Source organism: Pseudomonas sp. 20-5 (assembly GCF_056782835.1).
The window spans coordinates 3337292-3363083 of record NZ_CM165584.1 but is presented as its reverse complement, the minus strand read 5'-3'; the positions used below and the strand labels follow the sequence as shown (position 1 = coordinate 3363083).

Annotated in this window: 26 protein-coding genes; 16 read left to right on the top strand and 10 right to left on the bottom strand. The window is 64.0% G+C overall.

Features of this window, described 5'->3' with window-relative positions; all coding sequences use genetic code 11:
• Positions 1-12 precede the first annotated feature (12 nt).
• On the bottom strand, positions 13-1203 hold the full coding sequence (gene mexX / locus AC1RB9_RS15395; RefSeq protein WP_003450454.1) for a multidrug efflux RND transporter periplasmic adaptor subunit MexX: 1191 nt from the start codon (positions 1201-1203) through the stop codon (positions 13-15).
• Between the two features lie 164 nt (positions 1204-1367).
• Between mexX and mexZ the strand changes: the two genes are divergently transcribed.
• Positions 1368-2000: an efflux pump transcriptional repressor MexZ gene (mexZ, locus tag AC1RB9_RS15390; RefSeq protein WP_003088626.1), complete on the top strand. Its 633-nt coding sequence runs from the start codon at positions 1368-1370 to the stop codon at positions 1998-2000.
• A 5-nt stretch (positions 2001-2005) separates the two neighbouring features.
• Here the strand turns inward: mexZ and AC1RB9_RS15385 are convergent, their stop codons facing one another.
• A complete protein-coding gene (locus AC1RB9_RS15385) occupies positions 2006-2230 on the bottom strand; it encodes a DUF3203 family protein (protein ID WP_003100372.1) in 225 nt (74 codons plus the stop codon).
• Positions 2231-2383: 153 nt separating this feature from the next.
• On the opposite strand from AC1RB9_RS15385, the gene AC1RB9_RS15380 reads away from it, so the two are divergent.
• Both AC1RB9_RS15380 and galU read left to right on the top strand, forming a co-directional pair.
• Positions 2384-3745: a UDP-glucose 6-dehydrogenase gene (locus tag AC1RB9_RS15380; protein ID WP_003118550.1), complete on the top strand. Its 1362-nt coding sequence runs from the start codon at positions 2384-2386 to the stop codon at positions 3743-3745.
• Between the two features lie 47 nt (positions 3746-3792).
• Complete coding sequence (gene galU, locus AC1RB9_RS15375; RefSeq protein WP_003088639.1) at positions 3793-4632, top strand: UTP--glucose-1-phosphate uridylyltransferase GalU; 840 nt, start codon at positions 3793-3795, stop codon at positions 4630-4632.
• A gap of 180 nt (positions 4633-4812) precedes the next feature.
• On the opposite strand, the gene AC1RB9_RS15370 is transcribed toward galU, so the two are convergent.
• Positions 4813-5235: a VOC family protein gene (locus AC1RB9_RS15370; protein ID WP_003100368.1), complete on the bottom strand. Its 423-nt coding sequence runs from the start codon at positions 5233-5235 to the stop codon at positions 4813-4815.
• A 144-nt stretch (positions 5236-5379) separates the two neighbouring features.
• Between AC1RB9_RS15370 and gorA the strand changes: the two genes are divergently transcribed.
• On the top strand, positions 5380-6735 hold the full coding sequence (gene gorA / locus AC1RB9_RS15365; protein ID WP_003100366.1) for a glutathione-disulfide reductase: 1356 nt from the start codon (positions 5380-5382) through the stop codon (positions 6733-6735).
• A 54-nt stretch (positions 6736-6789) separates the two neighbouring features.
• On the opposite strand, the gene AC1RB9_RS15360 is transcribed toward gorA, so the two are convergent.
• Entirely contained in the window at positions 6790-7791 is a 1002-nt protein-coding gene (locus AC1RB9_RS15360) for a bile acid:sodium symporter family protein (RefSeq protein WP_003100363.1), read from the bottom strand.
• A 153-nt stretch (positions 7792-7944) separates the two neighbouring features.
• Positions 7945-8337 (bottom strand): hypothetical protein, encoded by a 393-nt coding sequence (locus AC1RB9_RS15355; protein ID WP_003088646.1) that lies wholly within the window; start codon positions 8335-8337, stop codon positions 7945-7947.
• A gap of 132 nt (positions 8338-8469) precedes the next feature.
• On the opposite strand from AC1RB9_RS15355, the gene AC1RB9_RS15350 reads away from it, so the two are divergent.
• The 3 genes from AC1RB9_RS15350 to AC1RB9_RS15340 all read left to right on the top strand — a co-directional run bounded on the left by AC1RB9_RS15350 (position 8470) and on the right by AC1RB9_RS15340 (position 10025).
• Positions 8470-8943 carry an Lrp/AsnC family transcriptional regulator gene (locus AC1RB9_RS15350; protein WP_003100361.1) on the top strand — a complete coding sequence of 158 codons (474 nt, stop codon included), beginning with the start codon at positions 8470-8472 and terminating at the stop codon, positions 8941-8943.
• Between the two features lie 23 nt (positions 8944-8966).
• Entirely contained in the window at positions 8967-9284 is a 318-nt protein-coding gene (locus AC1RB9_RS15345) for a winged helix-turn-helix domain-containing protein (RefSeq protein WP_003450460.1), read from the top strand.
• Positions 9285-9353: 69 nt separating this feature from the next.
• Complete coding sequence (locus AC1RB9_RS15340; protein ID WP_003450462.1) at positions 9354-10025, top strand: hypothetical protein; 672 nt, start codon at positions 9354-9356, stop codon at positions 10023-10025.
• A 76-nt stretch (positions 10026-10101) separates the two neighbouring features.
• Here AC1RB9_RS15340 and AC1RB9_RS15335 read toward each other — a convergent pair whose 3' ends face one another.
• Positions 10102-10359: a hypothetical protein gene (locus AC1RB9_RS15335; RefSeq protein WP_003100357.1), complete on the bottom strand. Its 258-nt coding sequence runs from the start codon at positions 10357-10359 to the stop codon at positions 10102-10104.
• On the bottom strand, positions 10356-10610 hold the full coding sequence (locus tag AC1RB9_RS15330) for a DUF1127 domain-containing protein (RefSeq protein ID WP_003100355.1): 255 nt from the start codon (positions 10608-10610) through the stop codon (positions 10356-10358). Before AC1RB9_RS15330 ends, AC1RB9_RS15335 begins: the two co-directional genes overlap by 4 nt.
• 179 nt (positions 10611-10789) lie before the next feature.
• On the opposite strand from AC1RB9_RS15330, the gene AC1RB9_RS15325 reads away from it, so the two are divergent.
• The 3 genes from AC1RB9_RS15325 (at position 10790) to AC1RB9_RS15315 (ending at position 13931) form a co-directional block, all read left to right on the top strand.
• Positions 10790-12214: an aminotransferase-like domain-containing protein gene (locus tag AC1RB9_RS15325; RefSeq protein ID WP_003100354.1), complete on the top strand. Its 1425-nt coding sequence runs from the start codon at positions 10790-10792 to the stop codon at positions 12212-12214.
• 134 nt (positions 12215-12348) lie between these two features.
• The gene (locus AC1RB9_RS15320; protein WP_003100352.1) at positions 12349-13257 is read left to right on the top strand and encodes a siderophore-interacting protein; all 909 of its coding nucleotides are present in this window, start codon (positions 12349-12351) and stop codon (positions 13255-13257) included.
• Entirely contained in the window at positions 13257-13931 is a 675-nt protein-coding gene (locus AC1RB9_RS15315; RefSeq protein WP_003100350.1) for a class I SAM-dependent methyltransferase, read from the top strand. The genes AC1RB9_RS15320 and AC1RB9_RS15315 overlap by 1 nt, the downstream gene beginning before the upstream one ends.
• A gap of 7 nt (positions 13932-13938) precedes the next feature.
• Here AC1RB9_RS15315 and AC1RB9_RS15310 read toward each other — a convergent pair whose 3' ends face one another.
• Positions 13939-15597 carry a thiamine pyrophosphate-binding protein gene (locus tag AC1RB9_RS15310; protein WP_003120199.1) on the bottom strand — a complete coding sequence of 553 codons (1659 nt, stop codon included), beginning with the start codon at positions 15595-15597 and terminating at the stop codon, positions 13939-13941.
• A 735-nt stretch (positions 15598-16332) separates the two neighbouring features.
• On the opposite strand from AC1RB9_RS15310, the gene AC1RB9_RS15305 reads away from it, so the two are divergent.
• Both AC1RB9_RS15305 and AC1RB9_RS15300 read left to right on the top strand, forming a co-directional pair.
• A complete protein-coding gene (locus AC1RB9_RS15305) occupies positions 16333-16854 on the top strand; it encodes a class I SAM-dependent methyltransferase (RefSeq protein ID WP_003120198.1) in 522 nt (173 codons plus the stop codon).
• A 140-nt stretch (positions 16855-16994) separates the two neighbouring features.
• Positions 16995-18455, top strand: coding sequence for a hypothetical protein (locus tag AC1RB9_RS15300; protein WP_481864872.1), 1461 nt, complete (start codon positions 16995-16997; stop codon positions 18453-18455).
• Between the two features lie 124 nt (positions 18456-18579).
• Here the strand turns inward: AC1RB9_RS15300 and AC1RB9_RS15295 are convergent, their stop codons facing one another.
• On the bottom strand, positions 18580-18894 hold the full coding sequence (locus AC1RB9_RS15295; RefSeq protein WP_003088669.1) for an AzlD domain-containing protein: 315 nt from the start codon (positions 18892-18894) through the stop codon (positions 18580-18582).
• Positions 18879-19589, bottom strand: coding sequence for an AzlC family ABC transporter permease (locus tag AC1RB9_RS15290; protein ID WP_003162262.1), 711 nt, complete (start codon positions 19587-19589; stop codon positions 18879-18881). Before AC1RB9_RS15290 ends, AC1RB9_RS15295 begins: the two co-directional genes overlap by 16 nt.
• 553 nt (positions 19590-20142) lie before the next feature.
• Between AC1RB9_RS15290 and AC1RB9_RS15285 the strand changes: the two genes are divergently transcribed.
• The 4 genes from AC1RB9_RS15285 to AC1RB9_RS15270 all read left to right on the top strand — a co-directional run bounded on the left by AC1RB9_RS15285 (position 20143) and on the right by AC1RB9_RS15270 (position 25786).
• The gene (locus AC1RB9_RS15285) at positions 20143-21519 is read left to right on the top strand and encodes a glutamine synthetase family protein (protein WP_003118546.1); all 1377 of its coding nucleotides are present in this window, start codon (positions 20143-20145) and stop codon (positions 21517-21519) included.
• Positions 21520-21675: 156 nt separating this feature from the next.
• Positions 21676-23046 carry an APC family permease gene (locus tag AC1RB9_RS15280; protein WP_003106497.1) on the top strand — a complete coding sequence of 457 codons (1371 nt, stop codon included), beginning with the start codon at positions 21676-21678 and terminating at the stop codon, positions 23044-23046.
• Between the two features lie 487 nt (positions 23047-23533).
• Positions 23534-24763, top strand: a complete 1230-nt coding sequence (gene sstT, locus AC1RB9_RS15275) for a serine/threonine transporter SstT (RefSeq protein ID WP_003106499.1) — start codon at positions 23534-23536, stop codon at positions 24761-24763.
• A gap of 120 nt (positions 24764-24883) precedes the next feature.
• Complete coding sequence (locus AC1RB9_RS15270; RefSeq protein WP_003162261.1) at positions 24884-25786, top strand: RluA family pseudouridine synthase; 903 nt, start codon at positions 24884-24886, stop codon at positions 25784-25786.
• The last annotated feature ends 6 nt before the right edge of the window (positions 25787-25792 follow it).

Here is a 25792-nt window from a genome sequence, read left to right as displayed (position 1 = left end):
TAGCGTTCTCCGTCACTGGCCCGCCGGCGAGGCGGCCAGCGGTGAGGGGGCGTCGGCGCTGGCCGGCTGGCGGACCACCGCCTGGACGCTGGAGCCGGCGGCATGCTGGGCGGCGTTCTCGACGATCACACGCTCGCCGCCCTTGAGCCCGCGGCTGATGATCCAGTCGCGGCCCTGCAGGGTGTCGGCGCGGACCTCCACGTCTTCCACCACGCCCTGTGGGTTGACCACCTTGACCACGGCGGACTGGGCGGTACGGATCAGCGCGTCGCGCGGGACGGTGATCGCCTGCGGGTTCACCGCGCGCTGCAGGCGCACCTGCACGTAGCCGCCGGGCAGCAATTCGCGATGCGGATTGCGGAACAGGGCACGCATGGCCATGGTGTCGGTGCCGGGGTCGACCGCCAGGTCGGAGAACAGCAGCTCGCCGGCCAGCGGGTACTCGCTGCCGTCGGCCAGGACCAGGCGCACGGCGATGTCCTTGTCGGCGACACCCTTCACCTGGCCTTCGCGGATCGCCCGCTGCATGGCGGCGACTTCGCCGGCCGGCTGGGAGAAGTTCACGTAGATCGGATCGATCTGCTCGACGCGGGTCAGCGGTGTCGGCGAGTCCTCGCCGACCAGCGCGCCTTCGGTGACCAGCGCGCGCCGCGCGCGGCCGTCGATCGGCGCGGTGACCGTGGCGTAGCCCAGGCGCAGGCGGGCCTGCTCCAGTTCGGCCTTGGCCGAGGCGATCTGCGCCAGGGCCTGGCGCGCGTCGGTCTGCGCTTCGGTGTACTCGCGTTCGCTGATGGCGCGGTCCTTGATCAGGTCGGCGTAGCGCTTGAGCTTGTCGGCCGCCGCCGCGTGGCTGGCCTCGGCCCGGGCCAGGGCGCCGCGGCTGATGTCCAGGGCCGCCTTCAAGGGCGCAGGGTCGATCTGGAACAGCACGGTGCCGGCGCGGACGTCCTGGCCTTCCTCGTACAGGCGACGGGTGACGATGCCGGCGACGCGCGCCCGCACTTCAGCCTGGCGGTACGCTTCCAGGCGTCCGGGCAGCTCGCTGGTGATGCCGATAGGCGCCGGCCTGGCGACGATCACGCCGACCTCGGCGGGGGCCTCCGCAGTCTTCCCGGCGTCCGCTGCTTCTTCGCAGCCCAGCAGGAATAGGGCGACCAGGGCCGCCAGCAGCCCGCGCAGCGAGCCGGTCCATTGGATGTGCATGGGTGTCCCTCGATTCGTGAACTCGCGAGCTTGCCCGGGAAAGGGCACCGCAACTCACGAGCGGCGCGACAGTAGCATATAATCAATCATGAGTGATTAATTAATTGGCGTTTCTGTAACATATCCTTATGATCTGCGGCGCCTTTCCCTTGTGAGGACGTTCAGTGGCCAGGAAAACCAAAGAGGAATCCCAGAAAACCCGCGACGGCATACTCGATGCCGCCGAGCGGGTTTTCCTGGAAAAGGGCGTGGGCACTACTGCCATGGCCGACCTGGCGGACGCCGCCGGGGTTTCTCGCGGTGCGGTCTACGGCCACTACAAGAACAAGATCGAGGTCTGCCTGGCGATGTGCGACCGCGCCTTCGGCCAGATCGAGGTACCCGACGAAAACGCCAGGGTGCCGGCGCTGGATATCCTCCTGCGCGCCGGCATGGGCTTTCTCCGCCAGTGCTGCGAGCCCGGTTCGGTGCAGCGGGTGCTGGAGATCCTCTACCTCAAGTGCGAACGCAGCGACGAGAACGAGCCGCTATTGCGCCGCCGCGAGCTGCTCGAGAAGCAGGGGCAACGCTTCGGCCTCCGGCAGATCCGCCGGGCGGTGGAGCGCGGCGAACTGCCGGCGCGGCTGGACGTCGAGCTGGCCAGCATCTATCTGCAATCGCTCTGGGACGGCATCTGCGGCACCCTGGCCTGGACCGAGCGCCTGCGCGACGATCCCTGGAACCGCGCCGAACGCATGTTCCGCGCCGGCCTCGACAGCCTGCGCAGTTCTCCCTACCTGTTGCTGGCGGACGCCTGAGGGCGTCAATCGTCCGCCATCAGGTGCCTGCGCTGGTCCTCGGCGCCGGCGACCACCAGCCGCTGGGCGTCTTCCTCGCTGATGTGCAGGCGCTTGCCGTCGATGTAGAGCACCGACAGGCGCGCCTCGGCGTCGGTACCGATGCGCAGGCTGTCGACCGGCGCGCGATGCCGGCTGCCTTCGATCTCCACGCTGCAGACGCCTTGTTCCGAATCGATTTCGATGGACATGGGAGCCTCCTGTTTTTTCCGCCTACCTTGGGTGGACCCCGGGCATCCGCGCGGGTTCTGTCACGGTAGCTTCACGCCAGCGTCACGCGCCTGCCACCGCGCTTGGCTGCAATCGTCCGCAGAGAGAGGGCGAGGCCAGCGGAGGACGACGCCATGCGGCTATGCGTGATTGGTGCGGGCTATGTGGGACTGGTGACGGCGGCCTGTTTCGCCGAGATGGGCAACCAGGTGCGTTGCGTGGAGCGTGACCGCGAGCGGGTCGCGCGGCTGAGACGCGGCGAGATGCCGATCTACGAACCGGGCCTGGAAAGCATCCTGCGCGATCAGCTGGACGCCGCCCGCCTGACCTTCACCGCCAGCCTGGCGGAAGGCCTGGCCGACGCCGAAGTGGTGTTCATCGCCGTCGGCACGCCGTGCGGCGAGGACGGCTCGGCCGACCTCAGCCACGTGATGGCGGTCGCCGAGCAACTTGGCGCGCAACTGCGCCAGGCCTGCATCGTGGTCAACAAGTCGACCGTGCCGGTGGGCACCGCCGAACGGGTCGAAGAGATCATCCGCCTGGGCCTGGCGCGCCGGCGCAAGCGCTTCCGGGTGGCGGTGGCGAGCAATCCGGAGTTCCTCAAGGAAGGCTCGGCGGTGGACGACTTCAGGCGCCCGGACCGGGTCATCATCGGCAGCGCCGAGACGCAGGCCGGGGAAACCCTGCGCCAGCTCTACGCGCCGTTCCTGCGCAATCACGAACGGGTTCTGCTGATGGGGCGCCGCGAGGCCGAGTTCAGCAAGTACGCGGCCAATGCCTTCCTCGCCACCAAGATTTCCTTCATGAACGAGATGGCCGGGCTGTGCGCCCTCACCGGCGTCGACATCGAGGACGTGCGCCGCGGCATGGGCAGCGACAAGCGCATCGGTACCCATTTCATCTACGCCGGCTGCGGCTACGGCGGCTCGTGCTTTCCCAAGGACGTCCGCGCGCTGATCCGCAGCGCCGAGCAACAGGGCTTCGACAGCCAGATACTGCGTGCGGTGGAAGCGCGCAACGCGCGGCAGAAGGAACTGCTCTTCGAGACCCTCGGCGAACTGTTCCAGGGACGCTGGCAAGGGCGCACGGTGGCGCTCTGGGGGCTGGCCTTCAAGCCGGGTACCGACGACCTGCGCGAGGCGCCGAGCCTGGTCCTGCTGGAGGCGCTGCTGCGCCACGGGGTGCGGGTCAGGGCCCATGACCCGGTGGCCAACGCCGGGGTCGCGGCACGCTATCCGGACGCGCTGGCGTGCGCCCAGTTGACGCTCCACGACTCGCCCTACGCGGCCGTCGAGGGCGCCGATGCCCTGGTGCTGGTGACCGAGTGGAAACAGTTCCGCCAGCCGGACTTCCAGAAAATCCGTGGATCCATGCGAACTCCCCTGTTGGTCGACGGTCGGAATCTCTACGCACCGGCGCGGATGGCGGAACTGGGCTTCATCTATCAGGGCATAGGACGTCCAAGGGCCGGGCATTGTAAGGCGAGCGCAGCCTGATTAGACTGCGCGCCATCCGCATACTTCGTCCATGTCGAAGGATTCTCATGATCAAGAAATGTCTTTTCCCGGCCGCCGGTTACGGCACTCGTTTCCTCCCGGCCACCAAGGCCATGCCCAAGGAAATGCTGCCGGTGGTGAACAAGCCGCTGATCCAGTACGCGGTGGAGGAGGCGCTGGAAGCCGGCCTTTCCGAGATCGGCATCGTCACCGGCCGCGGCAAGCGTTCGCTGGAAGACCACTTCGACATCAGCTACGAGCTGGAACACCAGATCCGCAACACCGACAAGGAAAAGTACCTGGTCGGCATCCGTCGGCTGATCGACGAGTGCACCTTCGCCTACACCCGCCAGGTGGAGATGAAGGGCCTCGGCCACGCCATCCTCACCGGTCGTCCGCTGATCGGCGACGAGCCGTTCGCCGTGGTCCTGGCCGACGACCTGTGCCTGAACCTCGAAGGCGACAGCGTGCTGAAGCAGATGGTCAAGCTGTACAACCAGTTCCGCTGCTCCATCGTGGCGATCCAGGAAGTGCCGCCGGAAGAGACCAACAAGTACGGCGTGATCGCCGGCGAGATGATCCGCGACGATATCTTCCGGGTGAACACCATGGTCGAGAAGCCGAAGCCGGAAGAGGCGCCGTCGAACCTGGCGATCATCGGCCGCTACATCCTGACCCCGGACATCTTCGACCTGATCGAGCAGACTGAACCGGGCAAGGGCGGCGAGATCCAGATCACCGATGCCCTGATGAAGCAGGCCCAGGACGGCTGCGTGCTGGCCTACAAGTTCAAGGGCAAACGTTTCGACTGCGGCAGCGCCGAGGGTTACATCGAGGCGACCAACTTCTGCTACGAAAACCTCTACAAGACCGGCAAGGCTCACTGAGCCTCGCCGTTCCCGATGAAGAACGCCGCGTCCCCGATGGGGGCGCGGCGTTTTTCGTATGAGGCGAACGGCCATGGGGGGTATCCGCCCTACCTGAGCTGTCGGCGGGCGTGGCGTTGTTGGCGTCGGGCGAATAACCCCGCCAGCCTGGCCTGGGCCACGCGGCGCCTCCGCGCCCGGTCAGGGAATCGGCAGCGCCTCGGAACCCGGGCCCAGCGGCTGGCCGTAGCTGAACTCCACATAGTTGCCCGCGGGATCGCGCAGGCCGCAGTAGTAGCCGACCGGATAGGGCTCGTCGCGCGGCGCCCAGACCAGGCAGCCGGCGGCCTCGGCGCGGCGCGCCAGATCGTCTACCGCGGCGCGGCTGGAGAGGGCGAAGCCGAAATGACTGTAATCGTCGCTGGCCAGGTTGCGCGGCTGGCCGCCGGGCATGATGACGAAGATGAAGCGTTGTTCCTGGCCGGGTTCGGCCATCCAGACGATTTGCGAGCCTTTGCCGGGGCGCCGGTGGATCACCCGCATGCCGCAGAAGGTTTCGTAGAAGGCGATGCAGGCGTCGAGGTCGGGGACGTGCAGCGCCAGGTGGGTGAGGGTGGGGGACATCGCGCTTACCTCCACGGACAAGCATAGCCCATCGCCTGCCAGGCCCTGCGCTGAGCCGTTTCGACAGGTTTCTGCGTCGATCCGGCGGGAGCCGACGCTGGTGAATGGGTTATGCTGGAACGCATCTGATCCAGGAGTAGGAACATGTCTTTCGATTTCGATCTGTTCGTCATCGGCGCCGGCTCAGGGGGCGTACGCGCCGCCCGCTTCGCCGCCGGCTTCGGTGCCCGTGTCGCGGTGGCGGAGAGTCGCTACCTGGGTGGCACCTGCGTCAACGTCGGCTGCGTGCCGAAGAAGCTGCTGGTCTATGGCGCGCATTTCAGCGAGGACTTCGAGCAGGCCCGGGCCTATGGCTGGAGCGCCGGCGAGGCGCAGTTCGACTGGGCGACCCTGATCGGCAACAAGAACCGCGAGATCCAGCGGCTCAACGGGATCTACCGCAACCTGCTGGTGAACAGCGGGGTGACCTTGCTCGAAGGTCACGCCCGTCTGCTCGATGCGCACAGCGTCGAGGTGGACGGCCAGCGCTTCAGCGCCAAGCACATTCTCGTTGCCACCGGTGGCTGGCCGCAGGTGCCGGACATTCCCGGCAAGGAACACGCGATCACCTCCAACGAAGCGTTCTTCCTCGAGCGCCTGCCGCGCCGCGTGCTGGTGGTCGGCGGCGGCTACATCGCCGTCGAGTTCGCCTCGATCTTCAACGGGCTCGGCGCCGAGACCACCTTGCTCTACCGTCGCGACCTGTTCCTGCGCGGCTTCGACCGCAGCGTCCGCGAGCATCTGCGCGACGAATTGGGCAAGAAGGGCCTGGACCTGCAGTTCAACAGCGACATCGCCCGTATCGACAAACAGGCCGATGGCAGCCTGGCCGCGACCCTCAAGGACGGCCGGGTGCTGGAGGCGGACTGCGTGTTCTACGCCACCGGGCGGCGGCCGATGCTGGACGACCTGGGCCTGGAAAACACAGCTGTGAAGCTGACCGACAAGGGCTTCATCGCGGTCGACGAGCACTACCAGACCAGCGAGCCGTCGATCCTCGCCCTCGGTGACGTGATCGGTCGCGTCCAGTTGACCCCCGTGGCGCTGGCCGAGGGCATGGCGGTGGCACGGCGATTGTTCAAGCCGGAGGAGTATCGCCCGGTGGACTACAAGTTGATTCCCACCGCGGTGTTCAGCCTGCCCAACATCGGCACCGTCGGCCTGACCGAGGAGGAGGCGCTGAGCGCCGGGCACAAGGTGAAGATCTTCGAGAGCCGCTTCCGGCCGATGAAGCTGACCCTTACCGACGACCAGGAAAAGACCCTGATGAAGCTGGTCGTGGATGCCCACGACGACAGGGTGCTGGGTTGCCACATGGTCGGCGCCGAGGCCGGCGAGATCCTCCAGGGTATTGCGGTGGCGATGAAGGCCGGGGCGACCAAGCAGGCGTTCGACGAGACCATCGGCATCCACCCGACCGCGGCGGAAGAGTTCGTCACCCTGCGCACGCCGACGCGCTGAGCCGCGTCTGAACGAAGAAGCCGGCCCCTGGGCCGGCTTCTTTCATTTTCGCGCTCAGCGCGAGGGGGCCTCGGCCAGCGCCGCCGCTGCGTCGTCGCGGCGCCTGGCGTAGCGTTGCGCGAGTACCGCGCAGACCATCAGCTGGATCTGGTGGAACAGCATCAGCGGCAACACCATCGGTCCCACCGCACTGGTGGCGAACAGCACCTTGGCCATGGGCACGCCGGTGGCCAGGCTCTTCTTCGAACCGCAGAAGACGATGGTGATCTCGTCTTCCTTGCTGAAGCCCAGGCGTCGCGCCAGCACCGTTGTCAGCACCAGGGCCAGGGCGAGGATCACGCAGCAGGCGACGGTCAGGCCGAGCAGCGCCAGCCAGGGTACTTCGTGCCACAGGCCCTGGATCACCGCGGCGCTGAAGGCGGTGTAGACCACCAGCAGGATCGAGCCCTGGTCGACATAGCGCAGCACCGGCTTGTTGCGCTCCACCCAGGCGCCGATCCAGCGCCGCAGGACCTGGCCGGCGATGAAGGGTACCAGCAGTTGCAGGGTGATCTTGCCGATGGCGTCCAGCGCGTTGCCGGTCTCGCCTTCGGCGCCGAGCAGCAGCTTGACCAGCAGCGGGGTAAGGAATACGCCGAGCAGGCTCGACACGGAAGCGCTGCATACCGCTGCCGGCACGTTGCCGCGCGCCAGCGAGGTGAAGGCGATGGAGGATTGCACCGTGGCCGGCAGGGCGCAGAGGAACAGGATGCCGAGGTACAGCTCCGGGGTGACCATCGGCGACAGTGCCGGTTTCAGCGCCAGGCCGAGCAGCGGGAACATCACGAAGGTGCAGGCGAACACCAGCAGGTGCAGGCGCCAGTGGGTCATGCCGGCGATGATCGCCTGGCGCGACAGCTTGGCGCCGTGGAGGAAGAACAGCAGGCCGATGCCGATGTTGGTCACCCATTCGAAGACCACGGCGGTCTGGCCGCTGCAGGGCAGGAAAGTGGCGAGAAGGACGGTGGCGATCAGCGCCAGGGTGAAGTTATCCGGAAGGAAACGCGGTCGGGACATGGGCACGCTCTGCAGGATCGGGGGAACACATGGCAGTCTTCTGGCTGCCCGGCGAACCTGCACTGTAGCCATGGGCTGGGCGACCGGCTAACGCCAGAAGGCCAGCCGATGACGCCGAATGGACAGGGCGGCCGCCGCGCCGCCCCGAGGGGCTCAGACGACGCTGGCCAGCAGCGGCTCGCTGACGCTGGGACGGACCTTGCCGGCATGGGGAGAGAACTCCAGGCGGACGGCGAGCACGGTGACCAGCGAGCGCAGCTTCTCCGCGATCACGCTGGCGCGGTGCTGGCTGAGGCCGGGGAAGGTCAGCAGCAGGCGGATCTTGTGGTCCTCGCGGTCGGCGCGAACCCGCTCCGGGGTGAAGGATTGCACGGCGAACAGGTTGAGCACCCGGCACAGCAGGTCCGGATCGGCCATGCCCTCGATATGGAAGATCGACAGGGTCTCGGTATCTGCGCAGGAGGTTTCCCAGACGTTCGGGCGGATCACCTGGCGTTCTTCGCCGTCAGGGTGTTTGGCCAGGAAAAGGGGGGCGAGGGTTGACATGTGACGCTCCAGGCAGTGTTTCGACGAGAGAAATTCTCCCAGAGGCGTGCCGGATTTTTTCTCCTGTTTTTGCGTGATTTTGCGCTATATGTGCATACTTGATTCCTATATTTTTCTTTGTAGGGAATATTTATGTCCATTCCATTGGATATCTACGATCAGCGTATTCTTGCGTTGCTGCAGGAGGAATCCTCGCTTTCCACCGCCGAGATCGCCGAGCGCATCGGACTTTCCCAGTCGCCCTGCTGGCGGCGCATCCAGCGCCTGAAGGAGGAGGGGGTGATCCGCAAGCAGGTGACCCTGCTCGACCGCAAGAAGATCGGCCTGAATACCCAGGTATTCGCCCAGATCAAGCTCAACGCCCATGGGCGCAAGAACCTCACCGATTTCGCCGAGGCGATGCACCAGTTTCCCGAGGTGCTGGAGTGCCACGTACTGATGGGCGCGGTGGACTTCATGCTGCGTATCGTCACCCGCGATATCGAATCCTACGAACGCTTTTTCTTCGAGAAACTGTCGGCGGTGCCGGGCATCCAGGAAGTGAACTCCATCGTCGCCTTGTCGGAAATCAAATCCACCACTACCTTGCCCCTGCTCGCTCCCTGAGCCTTCCCGGAGAACGCCTGCCCATGACCATCAGCAAGACCAAGTCCAGCTTCTACCGCCGCCTCTACGTCGCCTACCTGATCGACAGCGGCACCGCCAGCGTGCCGGAGATCATGGCCGCCACCGGCATGCCCCGGCGTACCGCACAGGACACCATCGCCGCGCTGGAGGAACTGGACATCGTCTGCGAGTTCGAGCAGCGGGAGGGTGCGCGCAACCACCAGGGCGGCTATGTCATCCGCGACTGGGGGGCGGTACGGCGGGAGTGGGTGGCAGAACAGCATGAACGGATCGCCGCTGCCCTGGAGTATCCTACCGGCGGCAACCTGGCTGGCCGGTGAGGGAGAAGCTTGCCCGGTGAAACCGTCTTTGGCTTACCCGATGGAAAACAAGGAAAAAGGAGATCTCGTATGGACGCACAGGAATTGCTGGACGCACTGCGAAAGAAGCTCGGCACGAGATACCAGGGAGAGTTGGCCGAGGCACTCGGCGTTTCGCTGCAGACGCTGACGAACTGGAAGAACAGCGACAAGAAACTGAGTGTCGAGCAGATCGCCGGGGCTATCGCGAAATCTCGCCAGGCCGCGGTGAAAACCTCCCAGTACGAAACCATCCGACCTGTCGTGGAGTTCTACGGGATAGAACGCTACCGTTCGCGCGATGACAGGAAATGGCAACTCTTCCAGGCGAACACCCTTTATGCGCAGGGACTCAAGGACAAGCTGCTGGATGCCCACGGCATCTACATCTTCTACGATTCCCGCGGGCATTCCATATACGTGGGCAAAGCCCGCGAGCAAAGCCTCTGGAAGGAAATGAACCTCGCCTTCAACCGTCCAAGGGCCATCCAGAAGATCGTCCTGGTTCCTCACCCGAAGAGAAACCAAACATTCAGTCCAGGCCACGAGAAGTTGCGACAGCCGAAGGATACTCAGCTGGAACTCTGCGATCTGGCGTACTTCTTCAGCGCCTATCAGGTCGTTGACGGAATGATCAACGATCTCGAGGCTCTCATGGTCCGGGGGTTCGCCAACGACCTGCTGAACGTGAAGATGGAAACCTTCGCCCATAGCCGGAGATGAGTGTTCGCGTGCGGCAGGGAGGGTGGGTTAAAAGAAGGAGGGGCTCAAACTGCCTCCCCTCCCGAGCATGCGTTCTTCAGATGCCGCGCTGTTCCAGGGTGGCCTGGCGGGCGCGCTGGGCCAGCTCCTCGGCGGGCTGGACGCTGCTGCCGGCGGTAGGCGGCGGTGCCGGCATATGCGGCTTGAGGTAGGCCGCCAGGCTGACGCCGCAGTAGACCAGCAGGGCCATGGCGATCAGCGCCTTGTATGGGTCGATGTCGGATCGGCGCTTGCAGACCATACAGATATGCCCTTCGCTGGCTGGGCGTTCGCCACAGTTGCGACAGCGGATCATGCCTTCCTCCCGCCGGATTTTCCCGCCTGCCAGAACGCCAGCGAGGCTTCCTCGCGGGCCTGCTCGGCGCTCAGGCCGATATCCTTCAGTTCCGCCGCTTCCAGGTCCAGCAGCGCGCGCCGGGTCAGCTGGCGTTGCCGGGCCAGGCGATAGCCGCGACGCAGGGCCTGCGCCAGGTTGTCCATCGCGGCGAGTGGGAAGGGGCCATCGAGGCGTTGGCGGCGCTCGGATTTCGCACTGAGTCGCGTCATGCTGCGTACTCCATATTGATCGGCTGGACGACGGAGATAGAATGGCCATCGCGCGCTGTTCCGTACAGGTCCAGAAAAGGTGGGTTGACTGCATACAGATCAAGCGCTCCCCGGCCTGAATGGTGGATTTCGCCACCATCTGTACCGGTCCCGCTTTCGCTCACCCTGGAGTCCCGCTCATGACCCTTTATCTGCAACTCGCCGAGACCCTCGGTTCGCGCATCGAACAGGGCCTCTACCGTCCGGGCGACCGGCTGCCCTCGGTGCGGGCCATGAGCATCGAGCACGGCGTCAGCCTGAGCACCGTGCAACAGGCATACAGGCTGCTGGAAGATCGCGGGCTGGCCGAGCCGCGGCCGAAGTCCGGCTATTTCGTACCGGTCGCGCGACAGATGCCGCCGCTGCCGGCGATCGCCCGCCTGGCCCAGCGGCCGGTGGAAATCTCGCAATGGGAGCAGGTGCTGGCCCTGGTCAGCACGGTACCGCGGCCGGACGTGGTCCAGCTCGGCCGCGGCATGCCGGACATCTCCAGCCCTTCGCTGAAACCGCTGACCCGCAGCCTGGCCCGGCTCAACCGCCACGCCGACGCCCGTGCGCTGGCCTACGACGGGATCCACGGCTCGCCGTTGCTGCGCGAGGAAGTCGCCCGCCTGTTGGTGGACTCCGGCTGTCGGGCCACCGCCAGCGACGTGGTGATCACCACCGGCTGCCACGAGGCCCTGTCGGTGAGCATCCGCGCGGTGTGCGAACCGGGCGACATCGTCGCGGTGGAGTCGCCGAGCTTCCATGGCGCCATGCAATCGCTGAAAGGCCTCGGCATGAAGGCCCTGGAGATCCCCACCGATCCGGTCAACGGCATCAGCCTGGAAGCCCTCGAACTGGCGCTGGAACAGTGGCCGATCAAGGCCATCCAGGTGACCCCGAACTGCAACAACCCGCTCGGCTACATCATGCCCGAGTCGCGCAAGCGGGCGCTGCTGGCCCTGGCCCAGCGCTACGACGTGGCGATCATCGAGGACGATGTCTATGGCGACCTGGCCTACACCTATCCGCGCCCGCGCACCATCAAGTCGTACGACGACGATGGCCGGGTGCTGCTCTGCGGGTCGTTCTCCAAGGTCCTGGCGCCGGGCCTGCGGATCGGCTGGATGGTACCCGGGCGCTACGCCGACCGCGTGCTGCACATGAAGTACATCAGTACCGGCGCCAGCGCCCTGCAACCGCAACTGGCGATCGCCGAATTCATCGGCAACGGCCACTACGAGCCGCACTTGCGGCGCATGCGCGCCCAGTACCAGCGCGGACGCGACCTGATGATCGACTGGGTGGCGCGCTATTTCCCGGAGGGCACCCGCGCCAGCCGGCCCCAGGGCGGTTTCCTGCTCTGGGTCGAACTGGACGAGGCGTTCGACACCCTGCGCCTGGACAAGGCCTTGCGCAACCGCGGCGTACAAGTCGCGGTGGGCTGCATCTTTTCCGCTTCCGGCAAGTATCGGAACTGCCTGCGGATGAACTACGCGGCGTTGCCGACCCCGGCCATCGAGCAGGCGGTCAGGCGAGTAGGGGAGAGCGCTTGCGAGCTGCTGGAGCCTTGCGAGGCCTGAGCGACAGTCGTGCTTTCGACGCAGTCGACGATTGCGCAAATAGCAAATGCTAATCATTCGCATTGTTTGCTAGAGTTGTCTGACGCATGCATCCGCCGGCTCCACTGGGCGCCGGTCACCAGGAGACCATCGTCATGTCGCAACCCGCCTATCGTCTGTTCAATGTCGAACTCAAGCGCCGTGAGCAACTCAGCCCGGCGCTGACCCGCTTCGTCTTCGGCGGTCCGGAGGTCGCCGAGATGAAGACCCTTGCCGCCGACCAGCGGATCAAGATCTTCTTCCCCGATGCCAGCGGCCAGCCGCCCAGCCTGCCCGGCGGCAGCGAGTGGTACCAGGCCTATCGCAGCGTCGAGCCGGCCCGCCGGCCGCCGATGCGTACCTACACCATCCGTGCGCTGCGCGCCGAGCAGGAAGAGGTCGACGTGGAGTTCGTCCTCCACGGCGAGAACGGCCCGGCCTCGGCCTGGGCGACCCACGCGCGGATCGGCGACCGCCTGCAACTGGCCGCGCCCAACCGGCAATACGGCGATGACCCCGGCGGCTACGAATGGAAACCGCCGGCTGGCGTCCGCCATATCCTGCTGATCGCCGACGAAACCGCCTTGCCCGCGGTGGCGGGAATTCTCGAGGAGCTGGCCGGCGAAACCGAGCCGCCGGTGGTCGAGGCCTTTCTCGAAGTGCCGGGAGAAGCCGACATCCTCGACCTGCCGGCGATTCCCGCTGCGCGCCTGCACTGGCTGCCGCGCCACCAGGCCGGTATCCATTCGCGCAACGGCGAGCGGATGATCGAGGCGGCGCGCCAGGCGCGGCTGCCGGAACGCGAGGTGGCGGGTGGTGCGGCCCAGGAACTGGAGGACATCGATATCGACGAGGAGATCCTCTGGGAACTGGCGAGCCCCGAGAGCGGCAGTTTCTACGCCTGGGTCGCCGGCGAGTCGGCGGCGGTGATGGCGATCCGGCGCTACCTGGTGCAGGAGCGCGGTATCGACAAGCGTCATCTGACCCTGATGGGCTATTGGCGCCTGGGCAAGGTGTTCGACTGATGGGCCGCTTCGTCGGGAAACAGGCGGACGGCTACGAGACGCGGATCGGCCGCCTGTTGCCGGGCTACGAGTTGCTGCACCTGCTCAGTCGCGCGCAGTTGCTGGCCCGTCTGCCGGAACGGGCGCGCCTGCTCAGCGTCGGCTGCGGCGCCGGCGGCGAACTGGCGGAGCTGGCCGGGTTGCGTCCAGGCTGGCGTTTCGTCGCGGCGGACCTGTCGGCCGACATGCTCGCCCTGGCCCGCCAGCGCTGCGCCAGGCTCGGCCTGCTGGAGCGGATCGAGCTGCACTGCGGCGACGTCGCCGGGCTACCGCCTGCGCCGCCTTGCGATGCGGCGCTGGTCCTGCTGGTGCTGCATTTCCTGCGCGGCGACCAGGCCAAGCGGCGCTTTCTCGAGGCGGTCGCCGAGCGTCTGGCGCCAGCGGCGCCGTTGCTGCTGGCCAACCTGATGGAAGCCCGGGACGCCTTCGAACGTCCGGTGCAGGCCGAGGCCTGCCGCTTGGCCGGGCTTTCCCCGGAGGACAGCGACGGCATGCTGCAACGCTTGCGCGAGGATTTCGATCCGTTGTCCGAGCAGCGCCTCGGCGAACTGCTGGAAGACACCGGCTTCGTCCTGCCCAGCCGCTATTTCCAGGCCGTGGGCTACCAGGCCTGGATCGCCTTCCGCGCCGGCTGAGGATGCCTCAGGCGAGGCGCGCCTGCGGCGTGATCTGGCGTGGGTCGGTCAGCAGCTCCAGCAGCGCCGGGCGTCCGCTTTCGCGGGCGCGGCGGAATGCGGCGGGGAAGTCGGCGCTGCATTCCACTCGTTCGGCGTGGGCGCCGAAGGCTCGCGCCAGGGCGACGAAGTCGGGGTTGTCCAGGCGGGTGGCGGATACCCGCCCGGGATATTCGCGCTCCTGATGCATGCGGATGGTGCCGAGCATGCCGTTGTTGACCACGATCACCACCGGCGTCGCGCCGAACTGCGCGGCGGTCGCCAGCTCCTGCGGATACATCATGAAACAGCCGTCGCCGGCGAAGCACACCACGCTGCGCTGCGGATCGCGCAGGCTGGCGGCGATCGCGGCGGGCAGGCCGTAGCCCATGGCGCCGTTGGTCGGCGCCAACTGCGTGCGGGCCTGGCGATAGCGGTAGAAGCGATGCACCCAGACGGCATAGTTGCCGGCACCGTTGGCGATCACCGCGTCGTCCGGCAGGTTTTCGCTGAGGTACGCGACCACGGACGCCAGGTCGACGCCCTGGACGGCGGGGTCGCTCGCGGCCGGGGTCGAGTAGGCCAGGTAATCGGCATGGGCGGCTTCGCGCCAGTCCTGCCAGGTGCTCGAGGGCAACGGCGCGAGGTCGGCCAGGGCCTCGGCGAAGGCACACGGGGTGGCCTGGATCGGCAATCGCGCCAGGTAGACGCGGTTCAGTTCCGCGCTGTCCGGATGCACGTGGATCAGCGTCTGCGCGGGGGCCGGACTACGCACCAGGCTGTAGCCAGCGCTCGGCGTTTCGCCCAGGCGCGCCCCGACCACCAGCAGCAGGTCGGCCTGGCGCAGCCGCTCCAATAGCGCCGGCGCCGCGCCGAAGCCCAGTTGTCCGGCGTAGTGCGGGTCACGGTTGTCGAACAGGTCCTGGCGACGGAACGAGGTGGCCACCGGCAGGCCATTGGCCTCGACGAAGGCGCCTAGCCGTTTCCTGGCGGCACTGTCCCAGCCGCTGCCGCCAAGTACCAGCAGGGGGCGCCTGGCGTTCGCCAGCAGTTCGCGCAGTTCCGCCATCGCCGTGGCGCCCGGCCGCCCCGGAAGCACCCTTGGCTCCGGCGCATCGGCGACCTGCGCGAAACCGAAGAGGATTTCCTCGGGCAGGGCGACCACGACCGGGCCCGGTCGGCCCGAGGTGGCGACGCTGAAGGCGCGGCCGACGATCTCCGGGATGCGTTCGATACGGTCGATTTCCACGGCCCACTTGGCCAGGCCCGAGAACATCTGCACGTAGTCGACTTCCTGGAACGCCTCGCGGCCCTTGAAGGCGCTTTCCACCTGGCCGACGAACAGGATCATCGGCGTCGAGTCCTGCTGCGCCGTGTGCACGCCATTCGCCGCATGGGTGGCACCGGGGCCGCGGGTGACGAAGCAGATGCCTGGTCGGCCGGTCAGCTTGCCGTAGGCATCGGCCATGTTCGAGGCGGCACCCTCGTGGCGGGTGACGATGGTGCGGATGCCGTTGGCGTCGTGCAGCGCATCGAGCACCGGCAGGTAGCTTTCCCCGGGGATGCAGTAGACGGTATCGACGGCATTGCGCCGCAATGCCTCTACCAGGATCTGCCCGCCGTTGCGCTGGGGAAGGGAGTCGGACATGAGGGCCTCGCTGCGCACGTTGTGGTTGCCCCGATCTTCGGCCCAAAGCGCGCCAGCGCCAAGCGACCTTTCTTCGCGAGTTCATTCCCGTGGCGCATGAACCCTCGTTCTTCGTTGCGGAGGAGGCCCCTTTCAGCGCTTCATCTGGACGAGAAGGGGACTGGAGCGTCATCGCAACGGGTCTCCTCTAGGCGGATCGGAGAGCGCGGTTTTCCGCTCGTTTCTCCATCTTCTCCTCAATTATGTCTATGTAACTATTTCCTCTAGCAAAAAGGATTGTTCTTACATTATTTATAAATTTTCTTTGTTAGTTTTTCCTCGGGCAGTGCTGTTTGGCGGCTTCCTGAGGGGAAGATTTTTGCTGGGGCGCTGAGATAGAGGACGAGTTGTTGTTTGGTCGTCGGTAAGTTTCGGCTTTTTTGTCTTTTAGTCCGATGGGCAAGGGTACCAATGAGCAGGGAGGTTTTTAGGGTGAAATTTTTATCCGGTTTCTGGGAGCGCCGTCGTGCGAATGGCACTCCTCTAGTGTGTATCGAAGAGCGTGGCAGTGGTGCAGGCGAATTCTCGTCGGTGTCCCGTAGGGTTGAAACTGCTCCTGACGTACGTACCGTTGCGTCTGCAGATCCAGAGCAGTGGATACATTCCCAGGATTACGAGCTTTCTTTCTGGAAGGATAAATGGCCCTATCGCCATCTGTCTGTCGAGGAACTACAAGAGGCCCGGCATAAGGATGCAATGTGGTTTCTTGGGAAGATGGGGTTCACGTACGGCTCCTCGCATTATCGTTACGAAGGTTTTGAAGGTAAGGTTTTGGAAGTAGGTAGTGGGCCGATCGGCTTTTTCGAGAAGGTCGAAGGCGTGACAGTGACTGCCCAGGACTCATTGATGGGGCTGTATGCAGAGAATCTTCCATTCTCGATTCTCGGGGAAAGAGGTTCTTCTTGTTATATAAGGGATGGTGTTGCCGATATAGAGAGTGCGTTCGATTTCGTCGTTTGCTCAAATGTGCTTGACCATACGGCCGACTGGATCCAATTCCTGATTGACTGTGTGGGCAGGTTGAGGACGGGCGGTGAGTTACTGTTGGTGACTGACTCTCGCGGAGTTCCAGCAATCGGGCATACACAGATATTCAGCCATGATCAACTGGTTCGTGTCTTGGAGTTGCTGGGAGCAAAGCAGTTCAAGGTGAAAGCCGTCGAGCGGGAGGATGGCGTTCACTGTGACTATCGTCATTATTTTCGGGTGGTTTTCTGAATTTCACCGTGTCAATTACTCTGCCTGGACGGGCGCTAGATTGGTATCGGAATTTCGGGGCTGGAGCCGGAAATATTGTGTTGGTGGCCAGTGGTTGGATGGTTTTGATTGAAAAATAAAATATTATGAAAGGGATTTTCATGAAGAAGTCTATGCTTTCTTGTTTGTGTTTTGTGCTTCTTCTGCACTTTTTATTGGTTTTGAAAGTTGCGGCGGAAGTCTTTTGTGAGTCTTGTCTACAGGTGCGGGTGGAGCGCCCGCTAGTAGTTAGGGTTGGGTCTCACGAGCCTGGCCTGGATACTAAGTTTTATGTAATAAAGCTCTCTGAAAATTTATTCAGAGGCTACAGTTCCGGAGGTGGTGATGCTTACGCAATAACCGGGCCGGAGGCCTGGTCTATGGGCTGGCCTGCCAATAAGGTGTTAAGTAAAGGTGCCGCAGGGTCCTACAGCGAGTGTGGAGTATGGATAAATTCTCCGGTTAAGATCGGAGATGTCTATGTTGCAGCCGTGCATCAGGAGCAAAAGTGCGACTACATCAATGGTGGGCAGACGCACAAGTCAATGGGAGTATCGTTTTCTTATGACGGTCTATCTTGGGTTAATCCAATTACTGTGTTGACCAGCCCTGAGGCACCGAAGATGGGGACCCAATCTGGGGAGGGTGACTGTTCACTGATTCGGGCCCCCGATGAAGGCTACCTCTATATGTATTGTTTCAGGCCGGGGCGATGGGATAATATCGTGGCGCGTGCTCCGGAGGCATCTTATATGTTCCCGTCAAGCTGGAGGAAATTATATAAAGGAAATTGGAGTGAGCCTGCGATTGGTGGTATGGCAGATAGTTTGGGTACTATAGGGAGTAGTGTTGGGTATTGGCGGGCTGGACGTAAAGTTATTGCGCTTGATCTCGATCCATGGTTTGGCGGAATAAAGCTGTCATTGTCCTCGGATTATAAGAATTTTTTTACTCTTAAGGATCCTCTTGTTCCGTTTGTTAAAAATGATTGGGATCGAAATTTAATCGGGAAGTCAACTGACTTAATCGCATATGTGGGGGTCGTGAATCTACTTGGTGGCGGGAATCGAGTTGATAATTCCGGCTGGGGTATCACCTATACTTATATACCGCATGGAGGAACGCTAAAGGAAAAGTATCTCGTCTTTCAAGGGGTTAACATGAAGGTGGTTAGTGAACCTCAACAGGCTTCCGTAGGTTTGGCTCTTACCCGCTGGGAGCACAGGAGTGGGAAATACAGAGTTACTACTCTGCCTGTGGTGAGACAATCCGAGTACACCGAGCGTAATCGTATCGCATATCTCCTGACTCGTCCTGTCGTTGGTATTGAAACGCTTGAGGTGGAGGAGTGTGTGAATAGACAGGATCCCGATGATTATCTCGTGACTGATGCAGGAGGATGTGACGGGAGCGGACATGATCGAATCGCCACTATCGGTTGGGTGTATAAATACCCACAAAAAAATACGGTCCCTATTTATCGCTGTTACTCTCCGCTTGGCGAAAATCATTTTCTATCATCGAATGCAGGGTGTGATGATTTGGGAAGCTTGGAATGGAAGCTTGGTTATGGTTTGAAGTAAGGCAAAAATTTTCGATTGCCGCTTCAGTTGTTTCCACGTGTTCTTACGGGCTATTGGTTTGTAGCCCCCTGCAAGAGGCTGTCTGCCGAAATCATGCCGTCCGACGTGCAGCGACTGACATCGATCAAATCAGCCACCACTTGAACAGGAAGAAGAACGCCATGCCCAGCAGCATGCTCGCCAGGGTATTGCGGGTATAGAGCACCAGCGCCACGGTGACTGCGCCGCTGACCAGGTAGGGATTGTCGTAGCCGAGGTCGATGCGCCCCTCGGGCATGAACACGATGGGGCCGCAGATCGCCGTGAGCATTCCCGGCACGGCGAAACCGAGGAACTGCCGCAGGTTGCTGCCGAGGCGGATCGGCAGGCGCGGTTCGAGGAACAGGTAGCGGTTGAGGAAGACGATCGCGCCCATCCCGAAGATCACTGCCCAGACCATGGCGCCTCCCGATACAGCTTGTTGCAGATGAAACCGGCGGCCATCCCGGCGAGACCGGCGAGGACCAGCGCCGAACTCCATTGCCAGTGGCTGAACAGCACCGAGCAGAACAGCGAGGTGGCCACGCAGACCAGCGTCGGTACGTTGCGCACCAGCGGCGCGACCAGCGCGATGAAGGTGGCGGCGATGGAGAAATCCAGGCCCAGGTGTTCGAGACCGGGAATGCTGCGGCCAAGCAGGATGCCGGCGAGGGTGAACAGGTTCCAGGCGATATAGAAGGTCAGGCCGACGCCGAGGGCGTACCAGCGGTTGAAGTTGCGCCGGTCGTGCTGGCTGGCGAGGGCGAAGAACTCGTCGGTGAGCAGGAAGCCCAGGCCGATCCGCCAGCGTCCCGGCAGAGGCGACAGGACCGGCCGCAAGCTCATGCCGTAGAGCAGGTGCTGCGAGGTCAGGAGGAGGGTGGTGAAGATGATCGAAAAGAACCCGGCACCGCCCTTGAGCATGCCGATCGCCACCAACTGGGCGGCGCCGGCGAAGACGATGGCGGACAGGCCCTGGCCCTCGGCCGGGGTGAGGTTGGCTTCGATGGCCATCGATCCCGCCAGCAGCCCCCAGGGCGCGACGGCCAGGGACAATGGGAGGATGGCGACGGCGCCGCGGAGAAAGGCTTGGCGGGGCAGGTCGTGGGCAGTCATGGGGGCATGGCGGTGGTGAACGTCGGTCCAGCATGCCAGCAGGCGCATCGGGCTGGCTTGAACGATCTTGCTCTTCGTATCCGTTATCCACGCAGGCGAAAGCGGCCGGTGTCCTTCCTTATATAAGGAGGACGGGCAGGGCAGGCGGCGGACGAGCGAGGGCCGCTCGAGGGCGCTGCGAAGAATCGAGGGAGAGAAGAACCGGAGCGGAGCTAACGCGGATGCTGACCGATCTTGTGGCCGCGGAACTTGGCGCCGAGGGACGGCTGGTAGGACATGGAACACCCGGTTTATTGCTGTTGTAGGGTTGGCACAGCTTAGCCTTGTTCAATTTTTCGTACAACGGAGCCTGTAAAATATCTGCTGCACCAGGTTGAGCACCTTGCCTGGCCTGGCTTTGGCCGCTTACGCGATGCGCTGGAAGGCCCTGTCTACGGCTATTTCGCCGTCCGCGAGGGCGACGAGAGGGCTATTGACAACAAATTGGCTTTCCGATTGACTCTGGCTCCAGCCCCCGCATGATTGAAATTTTTAACAAAAAAGGTGTTGCATCATGTCGGTACCCCTGCGTGCCGTTCAGCTCACTGAGCCGAGCCTGTTCCTTCAGGAACATCCCGAGGTCCAGTTCGTCGACCTTCTGATTTCAGACATGAATGGCGTGGTTCGCGGCAAGCGAATCGAACGCAACAGTCTGCCCAAAGTCTTCGAAAAAGGTATCAACCTTCCCGCTTCCCTGTTCGCCCTCGATATCACCGGCTCCACCGTAGAGAGTACCGGCCTGGGTCTCGACATCGGCGACGCCGACCGGATCTGCTACCCGATCCCCGGCACCCTCTCCATGGAACCCTGGCAGAAGCGGCCGACCGCGCAACTGCTGATGACCATGCATGAGCTGGAAGGTGATCCCTTCTTCGCCGACCCCCGCGAAGTCCTGCGCCAGGTGGTGGCCAGGTTCACCGAGATGGAACTGACCATCGTCGCCGCCTTCGAGCTGGAGTTCTACCTGATCGACCAGGAGAACGTGAACGGCCGGCCGCAGCCGCCGCGCTCGCCGATCTCCGGCAAGCGTCCGCAGTCGGTGCAGGTGTACTCCATCGACGACCTCGACGAATACGTCGAGTGCCTCCAGGACATCATCGACGGCGCCCGCGCCCAGGGCATCCCGGCCGACGCCATCGTCGCCGAATCCGCACCGGCGCAGTTCGAGGTCAACCTGCATCACGTCGCCGACCCGATGAAGGCCTGCGACTATGCGGTGCTGCTCAAGCGCCTGATCAAGAACATCGCCTACGACCATGAGATGGACACCACCTTCATGGCCAAGCCCTATCCGGGCCAGGCCGGGAACGGACTGCACGTACACATCTCGCTGCTCGACAAGCACGGCAACAACATCTTCACCAGCGAGGATCCCGAGCAGAACGCCGCATTGCGCCATGCGATCGGCGGCGTGCTCGAGACCCTGCCGGCCTCCATGGCCTTCCTCTGCCCGAACGTCAACTCCTACCGCCGCTTCGGTTCGCAGTTCTACGTGCCGAACGCGCCGAGCTGGGGCCTGGACAACCGCACCGTGGCCCTGCGCGTGCCCACCGGCAGCCCGGACGCGGTACGCCTGGAACATCGCGTCGCCGGCGCCGACGCCAACCCCTACCTGCTGCTGGCCTCGGTGCTTGCCGGGGTGCACCACGGGCTGACCAACAAGGTCGAGCCGGGTGCCCCGATCGAAGGCAACTCCTACGAGCAGTTGGAGCCGAGCCTGCCGAACAACCTGCGCGACGCCCTGCGCGAACTGGACGACAGCGAGATCCTGGCGAAGTACATCGATCCGAAGTACATCGACATCTTCGTCGCCTGCAAGGAAAGCGAGCTGGAGGAGTTCGAGTACTCGATCTCCGACCTCGAGTACAACTGGTACCTGCACACCGTGTGAGCATGGGCGGGCGGCTCCGGTCCGGCGCCGCCCGCCCGTTCTTCCGTCGAGGTTCCCACCCTTGCTGAAGGTAGACGGCGGCAAGCCTGCGGTTTCCGCCCGTCCGCCTTCCTTTGCTGTGCATTAGAAAAAGAAGAAATCGAGGCAAGCATACCCATGTCGAATCCTCCCCCCACCGCAGAACGAACCCAGCTTCGCAAGTCCCTCAAGCTGTGGCAGATCGTCATGATCGGGTTGGCCTACCTGACCCCGATGACCGTCTTCGACACCTTCGGCATCGTATCCGGGATTTCCCAGGGACACGTGCCCACCGCCTACCTGCTGGCCCTCGCCGGCGTGCTGTTCACCGCGATCAGCTACGGCAAGCTGGTCCGTCAGTTCCCCACCGCAGGCTCGGCCTATACCTACGCGCAACGAGCGATCAATCCCCATGTCGGCTTCATGGTCGGCTGGTCGTCGCTGCTGGACTACCTGTTCCTGCCGATGATCAACGCACTGCTGGCGAAGATCTACCTGACCGCATTGTTCCCCGAGGTCGCCCCGTGGATCTGGGTGGTGATGTTCGTGCTGATCATGACCCTCATCAACATCAAGAGCGTGAACCTGGTCGCCAATTTCAACACCGTCTTCGTGCTGGTCCAGCTGGCGATCATCGTGGTCTTCATCGGCCTGGTGATTCACGGCCTGAACAACGGGGAGGGGACCGCCACGGTGCTCAGTACCCAGCCGTTCTTCTCCGAGCACGCGCATCTCTCGGCGATGGTGGCGGGGGCGACGATCCTCTGCTTTTCCTTCCTCGGTTTCGACGCGGTGACTACGCTGTCCGAGGAAACCCGCGACGCCGGCAGGGTGATCCCGCGGGCGATCTTCCTCACCGCGCTGTACGGCGGGGTGATCTTCATCACCGTGTCGTATTTCCTGCAGTCCTATTTCCCGACCAACGTACGCTTCAAGGAACCCGACGCGGCGCTGCCGGAAATCGCCCTGTACGTCGGCGGCAAGCTGTTCCAGTCGATCTTCCTCTGCGCCACCTTCATCAATACCCTGGCGTCGGGCCTGGCCTCTCAGGCCAGCGTGTCGCGCCTGCTGTACGTGATGGGGCGGGACAACGTGCTGCCGGAGCGGATCTTCGGCTTCGTCCATCCGAAATGGCGTACGCCGTCGATCAACGTGCTCATCGTGGGCATGGTGGCGCTCTCGGCGATCTCCTTCGACCTGGTGACGGCGACCGCGCTGATCAATTTCGGCGCCCTGGTGGCCTTCACCTTCGTCAATCTCTCGGTGATCGTGCATTTCTATGTGCGCGGCGGGCGCAACCGCAGCCTCAAGGAGCATTTCCACTACCTGGTCCTGCCATTGCTCGGCGCGGCCATCGTCGCGGTGCTCTGGCTCAACCTGGAAAGCACCTCGCTGGTGATGGGGCTGATCTGGGCCGGACTGGGCTTCGGCTACCTGTTCTACCTGACTCGCAGCTTCAGCCGTCCGCCGCCGCGCTTCCAGGAGAGCGAGCTGAGCCCGACCCAGTGAGGCGAGCGGTGAATGGATTCAGCGGAAATGTGAAGGAAAAAGATTGGTAATCTTCACGAAATTTTCACGGTGACGGGTCAATCATGGACCCATGGCTAACGGACTAGCCCCCCATCTGAAGCCCGCCTCATGGCGGGCTTTGGCTATCTGCAGACAGCGAATTTCGCGTTTTCCCTCCTTTTCACAGGGATTTCCGGCCTCCCGGCTGGCAATGCGCCTGCGACGACATGTCCGAATCCAGACAGAATTGGACGCCCCCAAAAAGCGCAGACACGGCTAGAATCCACGCCGTCCCGATCCGGTTCGATGGCCGTGGCGGGGGAGCCCGGTATCCGCTGGTCGGTGTTTCCTGTGGTGCTGCGCGTCCTTCCCTAGACTACCCGGCTCGCTCGAACCATCCCTTCGCGGGGGCGGAACGGCACAGGGTCGTTCGGCATGGAAGCTGCCTGGGCCGGCCTTCGACACACCTATAAGAGTAGAAATCTGCATGACATACCCTGAACGTCCCCTGCTTCATCTGCTGACGCGTACCAGCCTGGTGGGCCAGATCATCGTCGGCCTGATCGCCGGCCTGCTGCTCGCCAGCTTCTTCCCGGCCGCCGCGCTCAAGGTCGGCTTCATCGGCAAGGTCTTCGTTTCCGCGCTGAAGGCCGTCGCGCCGGTACTGGTGTTCGTCCTGGTGATGGCATCCATCGCCAACCACAGGCAAGGCCAGCAGACCCATATCCGGCCGATCCTGCTGCTGTACCTGGTCGGCACCTTCAGCGCCGCGGTGGTGGCGGTGATCGCCAGCTTCGCCTTCCCCTCGAGCCTGGTGCTGGCCAGCCATCCGGGCGAGATGTCGCCTCCGGGCGGCATCGCCGAGGTGCTCCAGTCCCTGCTGCTGAGCGTGGTGGACAACCCGGTCAACGCCCTGATCTCGGCCAACTTCATCGGCATCCTGGCCTGGGCCATCGGCCTCGGCATCGCTTTCCGACACGCCAGCGATACCACCCGCAACCTGCTCTCCGAGCTGTCCAACGGCGTCTCGCTGATCGTCAAGGTGGTGATTCGCTTCGCCCCGCTGGGCATCTTCGGCCTGGTCGCCTCGACCTTCGCCGAGTCCGGCGTCGAGGCCCTGAAAGGCTATGCCCACCTGCTGGTGGTGTTGCTCGGCTGCATGCTGTTCGTGGCCTTCGTGGTCAACCCGCTGATCGTGTTCCTGAAGATCCGCCGCAATCCCTATCCGCTGGTGCTGACCTGCCTGCGCGAAAGCGGCATGACCGCGTTCTTCACCCGCAGCTCGGCAGCCAATATCCCGGTCAACCTGCAGCTCTGCGAGCGCCTGGGCCTGCACGAAGACACCTATTCGGTATCGATCCCGCTGGGCGCGACCATCAACATGGCTGGCGCGGCGATCACCATCACCGTGCTGACCCTGGCAGCGGTGCATACCCTGGGCATCGCCGTGGACGTACCGACCGCGATCCTGCTCAGCGTGGTGGCGTCGATCTGCGCCTGCGGCGCGTCCGGCGTGGCCGGCGGTTCGCTGCTGCTGATCCCGCTGGCCTGCAGCCTGTTCGGGATTCCCAGCGAGGTGGCGATGCAGGTGGTGGCGGTAGGCTTCATCATCGCGATCCTCCAGGACTCCGCGGAGACCGCGCTGAACTCCTCGACCGACGTGCTGTTCACCGCAGCCGCCTGCGAGGCGGAAGAGCGCAAGGCGAGCGCCGCCTGATTCGATCCCTGGGTCACGGAAGAAACCGCCTTCGGGCGGTTTCTTCGTTTCGCCCCGGCGTGCTTTGACCTGTGCGCCGCGCTGCGGCCTAATGGTCGCCCGTCCTTCCCGAGTTGCCGCATGTCGTCTCCTTCCTTGCCCGATGCCAGTCTCCGCGCCAGCACCCTGCATCTGCCGGCCGGTCCCTGGAGCACCGTGCTCGACTGTCTCTGCGCGCGTTTCCCGGCCATCGACCGTGACACCTGGCTGGCGCGCATGCAGCGGGGCCGGGTGCTGGACGCCGAGGGGCGTGCGCTGGGCCCGCAGGCGGCATATCGCGAAGGCCTGCGTGTGCACTACTTCCGCGAGTTGCCGGTGGAGGCACCGATTCCTTTCGAGGCGCGCATCCTGTACCGCGACGAGCATCTGCTGGTGGCGGACAAGCCGCACTTCCTGCCGGTGATGCCGGCCGGCGGCTACGTCGAGCAGACGCTCCTGGCGCGGCTGGCCCGCAGCACCGGCAATCGCGACCTGGTGCCGCTGCACCGGATCGACCGGCATACCGCCGGGCTGGTGCTGTTCTCGACCAATCCCGGCAGCCGCGGGCGCTACCAGGCGCTGTTCCGCGAGCGGCGCATCGACAAGTGCTACGAAGCGATCGCTCCGGCCTTGCCGCAACTGGACTTCCCGTTGCTGCGCAGGACCCGCCTGGTGCCCGGCGAGCCGTTCTTCCGCATGCGCGAAGGCGAGGGCGAGCCGAACAGCGAGACGCGCATCGAGGTCGTCGAGCGCAACGGCGGCTGGTGGCGCTACCGGCTGTATCCGGTGACCGGCAAGAAGCACCAGCTGCGCGTGCACCTCGCGGCACTCGGCGCGGGTATCCAGAACGATGGGTTCTATCCCGAGCTGCTGGACGCCGAGGGCAGCCCCGACGACTACCTGCGGCCGCTCAAGCTGCTGGCCAGGGGGCTGCGCTTCGACGACCCGCTGAGCGGGGAGAGGCGTACGTTCGAATCCGGGCTGCGGCTCGATTGGCAGGTGTAGGCGACA